Below are 13,348 nucleotides of genomic sequence, written 5' to 3'. Positions count from 1 at the left end.
TTATTTCCTTATTCTTAAGAATTTCAAAATTTTTGTTGGGATAGTCCAACGTTTTGAATTGATAATAGTCTTGTAAGCTTCTTTCGTAGCCTCTAATTCAGCTTCAAGCTCTTTAACCTTATTACTACTATCCAACATTTCAGCCGCAAATACTTTTCCAATATAATCGGGAGCAGAGGCATCATCCACAGAAATCATCTTATAGCTCAATTGATAGATTGCTTCTTCTTCAACTTCATAGATCAACTGCGGATCGGGTTCGATAAAGAAATACAAGCCGTCAGCAATAACACCGTTCGTATAGATAGGTGACGAAACATTCCCGTCAGGCCCCCTCAGTTCTACTTCAGAATAGTAACTTGGACGTTCCGAAAGATCTACTCGAATAACAGACGTTCCTTTAGGAATTTCAAATGTTAAGCTGTCTTCTTTTTGAAGTAGTTTGGCAAAAGTGCGCTCTTCTGAGTAAGCATTTTCACCATCCCCAAAATAAACTGTAACAGACTCCATCCCAATATGAGACAGAGAATCCATAGGCTTGGATAGACGAATTTCGTAAGTATTGTTTCGCTCAAGAAGAATCTTAACCATCTCTTTAAAATCAGCATTAGGATATTTATCAAGATAGTCAAGTTGCGTTTGTAACAACTTTTGGAAACGACGTTCTAATTTTCTAAAATCACAAGGACGTGAATCTGACCCTTGATTAATTGTATACGCAACCGTCGGTTCATCTAGAAAAGCTAAAGAGGTACGTTGGAAGAGCTCCATTTGCAGATTAAAGGTGTCATCTGATGTAGTTAAATCCAACTCTTGATTTACTTCTAGCATTAGATCCCTATCAACCAACCAGGTAGATGCCATGGTAAATCCTCGGGTAGCCAACATTTTTTCATAGGTATCCGCAAGGGGGATTGTGTTGTTAGCAAAGCCAGCCTTAGAAACAAAGTCTCCCTTTTCGTTATAGATATCAAAATCTGTATTAGACCATTTACAATCAGGCTTACTCTCCAATAAATCTACTTGCTTTTGAAGTTTTAGAGGATCCAGCCAGAAGTCATCACCATCGCAACGAGCAATGTATTTCCCGCGCGCCTCTTTACAAATAGTAACCCATGTTTTAGCAATCCCTTGATTATCATCATGATAAAAGGCACGAATTAAATCAGGAAAATTTGCTTGATAGTCTTGTATTATTTTGCGAGAGCCATCACTTGAGGCATCATCCACCAAAATAATTTCAAAGAAAAAACTTGTTTTCTGAGCTAAAAAACTATCAATAGTTTTTTTCAACCACGGTTCTTTGTTAAAAACAGTACAAATAATCGAAACAAAAGGCGTCGTTTCCATATCTCCCTCAGTCTAGTCCGTTATTGACCATGTTCCATTGCGCTGGATTAAGCCACTTGCTGAATCCATAGCAGACTTATCATCCAAATCTATATCATCTCGATTGATGAAAATGAGTGGAGTTTGAGTAGCATCTGAGAAGGCCAACATTTGCCCCTCGGCATCTCGGACTGTTACCTCCAATTTCATTTTCAAATCATTCACTGTTGGAAGTGAACAAGTGTAATGAACTCTTTTGTGACCAGCACCAGTCATTAATTGGTTCATCGAATTGTCGTTATAAATCCAAATATTCCGATCGATATCTGTTAAAGAAAGAGCAATATAAGTTTGAATATCCTCACGAACATCAAAATCAATCTGGAACTGAATTGGATCTTGCGGGCGTAACTTGTTCGAACTCAACAACTGTAGTTGAAAGTTTTCAACGAGAACTTGTTCATCCGAAGAAGCTTGTCCATCTCCAGTCGCTTCTCCTCCATGTTGCAAAGGTGCAGTATTATCAAAACTATATTGGTTGGCTACATTTTCTGGACTACCAATTGCCTTAACCAAACCATTTTCAATCAAAACAGCCTTATTGCAATACTTCTTAACTGCTCCCATATCGTGGGTAACAAGAATGGTCGTTTTCCCTGATTTCTTACGTTCTTGGAAGTAATCATTACATTTACGCTGAAAAGCCTCATCTCCTACTGCAAGAACCTCATCCAAAATCAAGATATCACCTTGCGCTTTAATGGCAACCGAGAAAGCAAGACGAACCTGCATTCCAGAAGAGTAATTCTTGAGCTTTTGGTTCATAAAATCATGCAACTCAGCAAAGTCCACAATATCATCATACATGGCGTTAATTTCAGCTGTTGAGAAGCCCAGCATTGCACCATTCATATAAACATTTTCACGACCTGTTAGTTCAGGATTAAAACCGACTCCAAGCTCAATGAAAGAAACTAACTTTCCATCGATTGTGACGGAACCTTTTTCAGGTACGTAGATTTCAGAAATAATTTTTAAGAGAGTAGACTTCCCTGAACCATTTCGACCCAAGATTCCAAAAAAGTCTCCTTTTTCTACTTGAAAGGAAATATCATTAAGAACGTGCTGTTCTTTATAGCCTTTAATTCCTTTAAAGCGATTGACCATAGCAGTACGAAGACTGTTAGTTGCCTCAGTAGGTAACTTAAAGTACTTGCTGACATGGTCTACTTTTACTGCAATTTGTTTATCTGTCATTAGAGAATCTCCGCAAATTTCTTAGCATGTTTGTTAAAGTAAGCAAAGCCAGCTAGGAAAATAAGAATTGGTAATACATAAGGAACTAGAACCAAAAATTTATTTTCAACCAAAAGCCAGACAGGTGTATTGGCCTTATCAATCAAGAAATAACGCATGTCTTGGATAATCTGAGCCAGAGGATTCATCATAACTAATTTGGCAGCCCATGGATTGCGATCCGCAATAAATGTAATGGGATAAATAATTGGTGTCGCATATAAGCCGGCTTGTAGCACTACTTCCCAGATTTGAGATAAATCACGGAAGCGGACAAAGAAAGTTGATAAGATCAGAGCACAACCAGTTGCCATCAAAAACAACTCAAGGAAGAGAGGGATCACCATCAAAGCCGACCAGCTGAAGGTCACTCCATTAAAGAGCGAGAAAATCAAGACCACGACTAAATTAATAGCAAAGTTAATGGCAGCACCTGAAATAGCTGACAAGACAATAATATGCTTTGAAAAGTTTAGCTTACGCAAAAGATCGCCACGACTAACAACTGATACCATCCCCATAGAAGTTGCTTCTGAAAAAAATCCCCAAATAACATTGGCTAATAACAAAGCAACTGGGAAATGAGGAACATCTCCACCTAAGCGTAAGAAACGGATGAAGACGATATACATAATACTAAAGGTCATCAAGGGTTTCAAAATAGACCAAAGATAGCCGATTGCTGATCCTTGATAGCGTAATTTAAAGTCCGTTTTAATTAACTCTCGTAATAAAATACGATTTTTCTGACTAAAAACGTCAAACATTATTTTTTACCTCTATATGCAAACTTTGTCAATATCAAGGTTGTAAAAACACAAGTGTGAAAAGCACGATTCTTACGGTAGCCATGTTTGCGTATACGTGCTAAGCGTTCCCTAAACGTCACGTCCATGATAGTCACAAAGTTTTCAATTAATTCTTTATTTTCAGGGCTCAAAGACAGATCTAATAAATTTTTTGCTTGCTCTTGACTAGCCTTGATAAGTTGCCAATACTTATTAAAAAGCACATGGGGCCGAACCCAGTTTTTCACCCTTTTTCTAAGAGTACGTGCCCCCAAAACGTTACTGCTATGCTGACGATATAGCTCGGTTGGCTTATCAATATAAACAAGCTTTCCAAAGGCAGAGGCCAGCAAGGCTAAGTACCAATCATGCATGAGAAGTTCATGGGCTTCTTGCCCTGTCCATAACTCAGCCAAGGCGTGATTGATCATTGCTACTCCACCTGTTACAGTGTTTTCTGTCAACTCTTGGACCAGTTCTGTATTTGCATGATCTGACTGAGTACGAATCATACTTTCGTGCTGAACAGTCAGGTTTTCATCCACTACTTTTAAATCCGTATAAAGCAGTAACGGCTTATCTTGAGGATATTTCTCTGCTTCGGCCACTTGAAGTGCAATCTTATCAGGGAGCCAGACATCATCTTGGTCACTAAAGCAGTAAAGGTCTGCTTTCTCATATTTTAAGAGAGTGTGAAAACTCTTTATGACTCCAAAGTTTTCAATCTGATTTTCATTGATAAAGTGAATACGTGGATCCTGAGCAACCAATCCTTGAATAACAGCAACAGTTCCATCCGATGACCCATCATCTCGAATAAAAAGCTGCCAATTTTGATAGGTCTGCTGCTGGATACTTTCAACCTGCTCTTTCAGATATTGCTCACCATTGTAGGTGGACAACAAGATATTTACTTTCATGATAAGAATAACTCCTCATATTCACCGACAATCTTTTCCCAAGTATAATTATCTTTCATGTTTTGCTTAGCAACTAGACCCCAATCAGAAAAATCATTTTGACTGTCCACTTGATTTATCAAAGCAGATAAGCTATTCTTTTCCTTTTTCCAATAAAGAGCCGTTTCACTAGCTACTTGTCGATTAAAATCCACACCTAAAACTAGGTTGAGATCTGTTTGAGCCAAAGCCTCAAGTAAGCCTGGATTAGTCCCTCCGACTTCATGACCATGAAGATAAGCAAAAGCATGGTTGCGAATATATTTCAATAGTTCCTGGTCATAAACTGTCCCTACAAATTTGATCCTCTTATCTCGATCAAAGTTCGTTTTCTGTCGCAATTCATCAAAATAGGAATTACCGTCATGATTACAAATAATAACTAAATCTCGTTTGGTATTTGAAGCCATAAATTCTCGGATAATAGTCTCATAGTTATTTTCCGGCACAAAACGACCAACAATCAGATAGTAGTTATCTTCTTTGCTCTGCCATTTTCCGAAGAAATTCCGAACTTTCTCATCTTGATTAGTCAAGCTAGAAAGCTTAAGATCTGTACCATAAGCAATAAAAGTCGTCTTAGACCATGGATAGGCATTCTGGATGTAGGATTCAATACCTTGATTATCGCATATAACCAAATCTGCATGTTTTGTCATCAACTTTTCGGAGTACTTAAGGTAACCTTGAACAGGCTTAGGCCACTTGGCCCGTTTCCACTCAAGACCGTCTGGATTGATAAAAAATGTCCCGCCTGCTTGATGAATCATTTTGGCAAAAGGTGCAATAAAGGCACCAATCGTATTTCCTAAAATGTAGAAAATGGGTGATTCAATGTTTTGTTCTTTAACCATTTTTAAAGCATAGCGAATAGCCATCATGTCATAAGCAATCACTCTAGCTGGACCTAATTTAGGTGCTTTAATACTAAAACAATCAACACCATTATACATGGTATGCTGTCCTGTCTCATGCTCTGACAAACAAGCAACGTGATATTGCAACTGAGAAGATACTTGATGTTCAACTAATTTTTCTACAAAGGTTTCAAAGCCCCCGTATTTTGCAGGAAGGCCTCGGCTTCCAATAATAAAGACATGTTGCATATTCTTCTCCGATTCAAATTTATTGCAATCTAATCTATTATACCATTTTATCAGCTTTTTTGTGAGCTTAGACCTGAAAAAATGACAGATCAGTAGGATATTCTAATTTTAGAAGAGCATCCTTTGGTAAATTTATGACTTTCTTTCATCATTATAAAAAAGACTGAAACACCTGTTTCAGCCTCTTCTTCTTATTTCTTTTCTTGTTTATAGAATTCTTTCAGGGCATCTTGCCAGCTTGGAATAACAAAGCCAGTCGCCTTTGCCTTAGTCAAGCTCATAGTTGAATTGAGTGGCCGTTTTGCTTTAGCAGGGAATTGGCTTGAGTCCACCGGTTTAACTTCTACATTCGTATCCTTGAGAATCTCAACTGCAAAGTCATACCAAGTAGTGTCTTCTGTAGCATCATTAGACAGATGGTAATAACCAAATTCCTTTTGATTTTCAGCCAAGTAGGTCATAAATTCAGCTAAGGTACGAGTCCAAGTAGGACGGCCATGCTGGTCGTTAACAACTGTCAAAGTTGGGTGAGTCTTAGCTAAGTTTTGCATAGTAAAGACAAAGTTTTTACCATAATTACCAAAGACCCAAGCTGTACGAATAATGTAGAAACGACTAGAATACTTCTCTACCAACTCTTCACCCATGCGCTTGGTACGACCATATTCTGTCTTAGGATCTGGTTGATCATCTACTTCCCATTCTTCACCGACAGGCTTTTGACCATCAAAGACATAGTCCGTAGAAATATAAACTAATGTCGCTCCGTGTGCTTCAGCCACTTTTGCTACATTTTCAGTTCCAGTCACATTGATAGCATAGTTAAGCTCTTTTCCTTCATCCTCTGCTGCATCAACAGCTGTATAAGCCGCACAGTGATAAACTAAGGTTGGTTTAACTTCTGCAAAGACCTTTTCAACCATTTCAGCATTCGTTATATCCATTTCGGCAACATCAACTGCAACATAGTCCTCATTACGCTCATCTAAAAGATGACGAAGTTCTGTTCCAAGCTGACCATTTGAACCTGTGATTAAAATCATGTGTTATTCTTCTCCTGTCGTAAACATTCAATGAAAATATTATAACAAAAAAAGCAGAAAAAATCTGCTTATTTACTCTTCTCTTTAATGATGTAGACAGGCCTTTTTTTAGTTTCTGTAAAGACTTTGCCAATATATTTCCCCAAAATTCCGATGGTTAGTAACTGAAAACCACCAATAAAGAGGATAACTGTCATGAGTGATGGCCAACCTGATGTAGGATCACCGAATACCAGAGTTCTTACAACGATAAAAACAACCAAAATAAATGCAAGCATCCAAGAAAGCAAACCTCCCAAGAAAGCAATATGCAAAGGAGCTTCTGAAAAGTTGACAATCCCTTCTAAAGAATAGTTAAAAAGTTGCCAGAAATTCCAAGAGGTCTTTCCTGCCACGCGCTCAACATTTTTATATTCTAAATACTCTGTTTTAAAACCTACCCAGGCAAAAATTCCTTTAGAGAAACGATTGTATTCAGAAACCTCCAAAATAGCATCTACCATAGGTCGACGCATAAGACGGAAATCACGCGCACCATCCACCATTTCTACCTGGCTAATTTTGTTAATCAGCTTATAAAAAAGATTGGCAAAGAAACTCCTAATAGGCGGTTCCCCTTCACGACTCGTTCGACGTGTACCCACGCAGTCCAAATCTTTTTGTTCATCCAACATGGTTTTCATTTCAACTAAAAGCTCTGGTGGGTCCTGTAAATCCACATCCATGACCGTTACAAGCTCCCCTCTTGCATGCTGAAGACCAGCATATAAAGCCGCCTCTTTCCCAAAGTTCCTAGAAAATGAAATAAAATGAGCATTGGGATCTATCATATTTAGTTCGTGCAAAACTTCCAAGGTTCTGTCTTGAGAACCATCATTGACGAAAATATACTCTATGTTATCACGAAGTCTTGGTTTTATTTTTTCCATTTCCGCATAGAAAAGCGGAAGGCTTTCTTCCTCGTTGTAACAAGGAACAATTACTGAAATGGTCATAGTCACTCCTTTAAGTGTTAATTGTATAATAAAATATTTCACCTGTAAAGTTTGATTTAATTTTTTAAACTAGCTTTTCTATTCTTTCTTCTTTTAATTTGATAAAAAACGAAAATAATAAATCCCCAGAACAGGCCTTCAACCAAGAAAAAGAAATGCTGAAGGAAAGTCTTATGATGACTAATTTTAACATGACCACTAGAAAAAACTCTTAAAAAAATCTTCCCATTATGTAACGCCATTTTCTGAGTCTTGGGTCTATGGAGTTTCTGATTTTTCTCTTGTTCCTCTTGACTTAACTGACGATACTTCAAAGCAGGCTGAGTACCAGAAGCACCATTAGTATAGTCAGCAATATATCCTTTGTACCAAGGTCTAGGGACAAAGAAACTTACATTTTTTGCAGTTAAGATAACATCAAATTCTAAAGAATTGTAAGAAGACTTTATATTTTTTATTTTTGCCCCTTCTACAGCATCAAATTGAGTAATCGAACTGTCACGTATTGAAACTGGATCAACATCTAAATTATAATATTCATCACCAATAGTATTCGAAAACTGTTCTTTATCTCCCTTGTAATAACTAAGCATTCTTTGATTTATTTCTGATATATAGTTCTTATGATCTGTCCTCAGGTTAATAACTGGAGAATAAGAAATTAAAACTGTCCCAAGATATACCAATGTTGATAGACTAGCAAAGCTGATAGACCAAATGTGGCTAAAGTCGTTAACTAAAATCCAAATCAAAAGAAAAGGAATGAAAAAGAGCAGACGACCAGTATATTGAATAGCTCCCAAAAAACCAAATTTTAACAAACTATTCCAAGGTAAAACTGCTGTTGTAGAAATCGCCATAATGGCTATTAGTATTAATAGTTTCTGGCTGGCTTCACTTAAATTTTTAAAACGATATACTAGATAAAAGAATAATATAATCGCTAGGATATCGATAACTAAAAACAAAGATGTAAATGGTTCAAATAGCCCGCTAAATTTGAACTGTAAAATATTTGGAACATTAAACATTCGAGTGTTTTCAACAGGAAAATCACGAGCCGTCCAATTGAAATAAAAAAATTGTGAACTGACCTGTTCCAGATATTGAGCTAAGTAACCAATCGAAAGTAAAATGCCAATAAAGATAGATACTAGAAAAGAGATTATTTTTTTTACTGTTAATTTACGAGCACATAGCAAAACAAAAATCAGTGAATAGATGGCCAAAATCAAGGTAGATAAAATATGTGTTTGAATAAGTAAGGCAATGGTAATTCCTAATAAAGCCGGGCTATATTTATTTAAAAAAAGAACCTTGTATATGGTATAAAACAGAATAGGTACTAATGGCAAGACCATTGTCATACCATATCCAAATAAAGGAAAATAGAGAGGGATTAACAAAGCTCCATACAAGCTTTTAATGGAATCTTGACTGATTTTTTTAAAGCAATAAAAACTTGTCAAGGAAGTGGAAAGAACCAACAAGAATGCAAAAAAATCAAAAGCCAAATCAGCTTGCTGAACTAGCACAAATAAGAGAGCAGGTAAATAAAATTGCCAATTACCATAAAACATTGGAACCGCATATCCTGTACCAAAAGCAAATATATGATTTAAGTTAGGCAATAAATCAAAATGACTGATAGACTGTGATAATCCGACTATTCGAGTCAAATGAAAAACATGGTCAAACTCACGGCTTTGAGTATTAATCGCAACATGGGAAACGAGAACAAACAATAATGAATAGAAAAATAGAATCAAAGGATATCTATACTTTTTTATTAAATCTAAAATCATATTTCCCCCCAAAACCAAGCAAAATAACTAATAATCATTCTATATTCAAGGATAAAAATTTAAGTTATACCAAGTATAGCAACATGTTTAAAGACCGTCAAGATGACTGATATTAAAACAGACAGGACTTAGATTCCCGTCTGTTTTTATTTAAATATAAAAATATTAAACTACCGCATAAATGATTGCTAAAGTATGGATCATGGATAAGCCAACAATAATAACACTGCTTTCTACAATCCAGTGATCAGTTATAAAATCAAATTTTAATTGATTTTTAGAACAGCTAACAATTACTGGGAGCATTAGAGCTAAGACTCCCAAATAATATCTTCCCTGAACACCTAAGACAGTATAGGATCCTACAGGAGTCCATGTCAGGTAGAGAGTCAAAGAAATCAAACCAATAATTGCCAACGAAACCAGCACTGCTCCAATTATTGAAATCAAAGGAATCTTAAAACGTCCAACATTAGCTAAAGCAATTAAAGTGTAAAAGACATAAATTGGAATAAGAACCTCATTCATTGATAGATCCAACCAACCAAAGTTAAATAGTTGATCAAGATGACTAACGGACAAAAGGATTTCTTTAAAAATAACTGGTAGGTAATCTTGTGGATGATGGATCAGGTTCATTAATTGACCACGTAAGTCAGCACCTTCTAATTGAAAATTAGCTAATTTCACTTGTTGGCTGAGTAAAAACCAAAATACAGTTACTGCTCCTACACAAAGAACAGCAGAAATAACCTTGCCATAAAAGAATCTACCATTAAACTTAGATTTTGGAATAAAAAGCAATAATCCAATTAGCAGAACATAAGGGAGCTTCATCGTGGCTAGAAGGCAACAAATGATGACATAAAGAATCAAATCTCTATTTCTTACCTTCTTCTCGCTATCACTAACCCAACTAATAAAGAGTGATACGATAATATAAGCCAATCCGAGTGATACACTGTCCTGATTATATGAGCCAGCTAGTACTAAATTCATTGGAATAAACGCAACCATCATTATAAGTTGCTTAGCTTTACCTGATAATCGAATGGCAATATAAGCCAAAACTGCATAAGCTAATGCGTTAAATATTCTCCCTAAATAATACGAGATACCTACACTCAAATGTAAAAATTTACCAATTCCAAAGCCAATTGCCTGAGGAATATAACCAATAAACCAATATGAATTAGTAGCTCGGTAATCAGTCGAACGACCAAAACCAACTTTCTTATCTGTCTGACCTTCATTGAAAAGATTTGTTTTAGTTAATGGTGACTTTATTTGATCATAAATATCAAAAAAATCTTCTGAAATGAGAGGTTTACTATTATCTAGATTCAAATCTCCCTCAACGATATGAATCGTTCTAGCTAAATGAACTGGTTCGTCAGGAGTATTCAAAACCGGAGTTATCAAAGAAGTCAAAACTCCCGAAAAGACAAGGGCATAAAATATTGCAATATTTTTTTTAGGTAAAAAAAATAAAAATACTGCAATGAGAAGAACAACTGCCAGTCCTATCTTTGGGACATCCAAAAGATGTTTTGTATAAATTACAAACATAAAAGCGGATAAGACCAAAAAAGTAAAAATATATTTTATGTTAGCCTGATAGGCATCTTTCATGAATTTCATATTTATCTCCTAGTGGTTAGTATCCTGACTCTTGACATAAAACTTCATAATCACTTTTGAAAACCACTTTGGCCAAAACAGATTATACATATATAAATCTTCTTTTGTGCGAGTGTTATCTGAAATAGTCTTAGTCGTCTCAGATTCTTGATGGATTCGATGGCACATTAACGCGTCCGGAATATAAAGGAAACTTCCTTTGTATTCACTAATTTTATACCAAGCATACCAATCAAGACTAACTCTCATCTCTTCATCAAAACGGAAATTTCTTAATTTTTCAAGATTGTATGAAACTGCAGGACAACAGATGGGATTACCAAAAGCTAAAACACGATTTCTCCAAAATCGTGAGGCAGGAAAAATTGATAAGGTAGCAAGCATTAGACGCTTAATTTTTAAATTTGTATTCGCATCAATTTTACTTCCATTTTTTTCTTCAAAATAATCAGTGAAAGTAATCAATCCATCTTGGTGAGCCTCAAAAGCTTCCAGAGTTTTTTCAAGAAATTTGGGCTCGTAATAGTCATCCTGATGGGCAATTGTAGCATATTTTGTAGTTACGAATGATAATGCTTGATTCCAATCTCTTCCAATTCCACCACCGGTTTTGTGATGAACTGGAATATCATACTTCCCACAAATTTCATAAATTGAGGTCAAAGGTGTGGAGGTATAACAAATTATCTTTGAAGTAAGAGTTTGATTTTTTAAAGACTGAATACACGCTTCTAGATACTGACTTTCACCATAGGCACAAATCACCCAGGTATGTTGAGAATTTAAGGGCATTAAAGCTTTCCTTTCCATTTTCTTACCTTGATATAAGTTAAGTAACTTCCGATTGAATAAATAAGCATTACAAACAGAAAACTATACGAAGCTCCAAGTAGACCTTTTGACATTACAAAAGGATTTGTAATAGCAATTGAAACGATAAACATAAGTAGGTATACCAGTATGAGTTTTCGTTGCATTCTAAAAATAGTGAGGATATCTCCAAGAACAATTCCAACTGAATAAAGGATCCCAGAGAAAACTAGAATTGTCAAAGTCAGAGCGTCGCCAGCAAGATCCACACCAAAAACTATACTTAAAATAGGAGTTCCAATTAAAAAAGCTAACATCGTTAAAATAGCTCCACCTCCAAGCAAGTAGATACCGATCTGCTTCACTGTTCGATCAAACTTTGCAAACTCTTTTCTTTGCCATTGAATAGCTAAGCTTGTCGTTAATGGTCGAAGAATAAGGATAAATAAACTCATGAAGAACACTGGCATGAACAAAATATTGTAATTCCTTTGAAGCCCTTCTGCTAATTTTCCAAGTTGAATAGCTTTATCAATTGCTATCTTAGGTTCATTAAAGATATAAGCTAAAAGGAAACCGCTAATAAATAAAGGAATACAGCCTTTTAAAATCAAAAAGGCGTCTTTGACCTGCAACCTGATGGTACTCTTGTTAAAAGAAACTTTATCAAAAGATAGTGACTTGGGAAAATCATAAATCCAAACAAATACAAAATTAAAAAGAAACAAGATTAAAAGAGAAACTTCTAAAGATTTGAGAACAACTAGAGAGATAAGAAGAATAAAAATACTTGCTCCGTATCTCATTGTCATGGATTTACCAGCAATATCTAGCCTCTCATGTTGCTGGAAGAGCCCCTGAAATAAATCAGATATAGCCTCACACGTCCGAAACAGAACATATAAAACTACTACTGCCAACTTTGAAGTATCTGAAAAATCAAAATGAACTAGAAATAGATATGGAAATAAGGTAATTAGCATAAGAGTAATAGAAAATACTCTTGCAATCGTATAGCTGGTAAAACTATGTTTAAAAGTCACATCAGTTCCCTGATAGGTTCTAACTTGAAAAAGTCCAAGAACAACTAATATACCAGCAATACCATATGCTAAACTGAATACATCAGCCATTTTTGCAGAAGAAAGTCTAGAAACAATCATCATAAAAATAGCTGAGGAACCAGCAAACATTAGATTCCCCAGTAAATTCCAAAAATATATTTCTTTTGCTGACACTTTATTCTTCATCTTGATCACTTTTTTCCTTTAAAGCAATTTTTTGCGCCAATTGACGAATCTGAACTGACTGTTTCGAAAGATGTCTAGTTAAAGAAAAAGTTAAATAAAGCAGTAAGCAGATAGCAACAAAGAATATTAGGTTACTTGCTACTTGCACTCCTATTAGATGTGCAAAAAAAGTTAGGATGTCTGGAAACCAGACAAAAGGTAGCGCAACGATCGACAAAATAATCCACGAAATAACATTTTTCATCTCTACTTGCTTTTTAGCAACTAAACGAAGAATATTAAACAAAAATGCCAAAATAAGAATAGAAATTAAAACAATAAGCATA

The 13,348-nt window shown here is 35.6% G+C and carries 12 protein-coding genes; all 12 read right to left on the bottom strand.

All coding sequences use genetic code 11. The features are described from left to right. Complete coding sequence (locus PCY06_RS04375; protein ID WP_060970526.1) at positions 1–1,350, bottom strand: glycosyltransferase family 2 protein; 1,350 nt, start codon at positions 1,348–1,350, stop codon at positions 1–3. Between the two features lie 12 nt (positions 1,351–1,362). Beyond that, positions 1,363–2,586, bottom strand: coding sequence for an ABC transporter ATP-binding protein (locus PCY06_RS04370; RefSeq protein ID WP_008808780.1), 1,224 nt, complete (start codon positions 2,584–2,586; stop codon positions 1,363–1,365). Next, positions 2,586–3,392 carry an ABC transporter permease gene (locus PCY06_RS04365; RefSeq protein ID WP_045502712.1) on the bottom strand — a complete coding sequence of 269 codons (807 nt, stop codon included), beginning with the start codon at positions 3,390–3,392 and terminating at the stop codon, positions 2,586–2,588. The genes PCY06_RS04370 and PCY06_RS04365 overlap by 1 nt, the downstream gene beginning before the upstream one ends. Beyond that, complete coding sequence (locus PCY06_RS04360; protein ID WP_060970527.1) at positions 3,392–4,333, bottom strand: glycosyltransferase family 2 protein; 942 nt, start codon at positions 4,331–4,333, stop codon at positions 3,392–3,394. Before PCY06_RS04360 ends, PCY06_RS04365 begins: the two co-directional genes overlap by 1 nt. Then, on the bottom strand, positions 4,330–5,478 hold the full coding sequence (gene cps2T / locus PCY06_RS04355) for a beta 1-4 rhamnosyltransferase Cps2T (RefSeq protein WP_060970528.1): 1,149 nt from the start codon (positions 5,476–5,478) through the stop codon (positions 4,330–4,332). Before cps2T ends, PCY06_RS04360 begins: the two co-directional genes overlap by 4 nt. 191 nt (positions 5,479–5,669) lie before the next feature. Then, positions 5,670–6,521, bottom strand: coding sequence for a dTDP-4-dehydrorhamnose reductase (rfbD, locus tag PCY06_RS04350; protein WP_060970529.1), 852 nt, complete (start codon positions 6,519–6,521; stop codon positions 5,670–5,672). 68 nt (positions 6,522–6,589) lie between these two features. Further along, positions 6,590–7,516, bottom strand: a complete 927-nt coding sequence (locus PCY06_RS04345) for a glycosyltransferase family 2 protein (protein ID WP_048779457.1) — start codon at positions 7,514–7,516, stop codon at positions 6,590–6,592. A gap of 56 nt (positions 7,517–7,572) precedes the next feature. Further along, positions 7,573–9,321 carry a hypothetical protein gene (locus tag PCY06_RS04340; protein ID WP_105165146.1) on the bottom strand — a complete coding sequence of 583 codons (1,749 nt, stop codon included), beginning with the start codon at positions 9,319–9,321 and terminating at the stop codon, positions 7,573–7,575. 165 nt (positions 9,322–9,486) lie between these two features. After that, positions 9,487–10,962, bottom strand: coding sequence for a DUF2142 domain-containing protein (locus tag PCY06_RS04335; protein WP_061595709.1), 1,476 nt, complete (start codon positions 10,960–10,962; stop codon positions 9,487–9,489). Positions 10,963–10,971: 9 nt separating this feature from the next. After that, a complete protein-coding gene (locus PCY06_RS04330) occupies positions 10,972–11,754 on the bottom strand; it encodes a glycosyltransferase family 2 protein (RefSeq protein WP_048779450.1) in 783 nt (260 codons plus the stop codon). Beyond that, entirely contained in the window at positions 11,754–13,022 is a 1,269-nt protein-coding gene (locus tag PCY06_RS04325; RefSeq protein WP_045634909.1) for a lipopolysaccharide biosynthesis protein, read from the bottom strand. Before PCY06_RS04325 ends, PCY06_RS04330 begins: the two co-directional genes overlap by 1 nt. Continuing rightward, a complete protein-coding gene (locus PCY06_RS04320) occupies positions 13,012–13,347 on the bottom strand; it encodes a DUF2304 domain-containing protein (RefSeq protein ID WP_061595708.1) in 336 nt (111 codons plus the stop codon). Before PCY06_RS04320 ends, PCY06_RS04325 begins: the two co-directional genes overlap by 11 nt. Between the last annotated feature and the right edge of the window lies 1 nt (position 13,348).

Origin of the sequence: Streptococcus sp. SG1, from assembly GCF_030439935.1 — a bacterium.
Classification (GTDB): Bacteria; Bacillota; Bacilli; order Lactobacillales; family Streptococcaceae; genus Streptococcus; species Streptococcus gordonii.
This window is presented reverse-complemented; position numbering and strand designations above follow the sequence as displayed.

Excerpts from the sequence above, each read along its gene's own strand:
- PCY06_RS04335 (WP_061595709.1), bottom strand. The coding sequence starts at position 10,962 with ATGAAATTCATGAAAGATGCCTATCAGGCTAACATAAAATATATTTTT.
- PCY06_RS04320 (WP_061595708.1), bottom strand. The coding sequence starts at position 13,347 with ATGCTTATTGTTTTAATTTCTATTCTTATTTTGGCATTTTTGTTTAAT.
- rfbD (WP_060970529.1), bottom strand. The coding sequence starts at position 6,521 with ATGATTTTAATCACAGGTTCAAATGGTCAGCTTGGAACAGAACTTCGT.
- cps2T (WP_060970528.1), bottom strand. The coding sequence starts at position 5,478 with ATGCAACATGTCTTTATTATTGGAAGCCGAGGCCTTCCTGCAAAATAC.
- PCY06_RS04340 (WP_105165146.1), bottom strand. The coding sequence starts at position 9,321 with ATGATTTTAGATTTAATAAAAAAGTATAGATATCCTTTGATTCTATTT.
- PCY06_RS04370 (WP_008808780.1), bottom strand. The coding sequence starts at position 2,586 with ATGACAGATAAACAAATTGCAGTAAAAGTAGACCATGTCAGCAAGTAC.
- PCY06_RS04325 (WP_045634909.1), bottom strand. The coding sequence starts at position 13,022 with ATGAAGAATAAAGTGTCAGCAAAAGAAATATATTTTTGGAATTTACTG.
- PCY06_RS04365 (WP_045502712.1), bottom strand. The coding sequence starts at position 3,392 with ATGTTTGACGTTTTTAGTCAGAAAAATCGTATTTTATTACGAGAGTTA.
- PCY06_RS04345 (WP_048779457.1), bottom strand. The coding sequence starts at position 7,516 with ATGACCATTTCAGTAATTGTTCCTTGTTACAACGAGGAAGAAAGCCTT.
- PCY06_RS04330 (WP_048779450.1), bottom strand. The coding sequence starts at position 11,754 with ATGCCCTTAAATTCTCAACATACCTGGGTGATTTGTGCCTATGGTGAA.
- PCY06_RS04375 (WP_060970526.1), bottom strand. The coding sequence starts at position 1,350 with ATGGAAACGACGCCTTTTGTTTCGATTATTTGTACTGTTTTTAACAAA.
- PCY06_RS04360 (WP_060970527.1), bottom strand. The coding sequence starts at position 4,333 with ATGAAAGTAAATATCTTGTTGTCCACCTACAATGGTGAGCAATATCTG.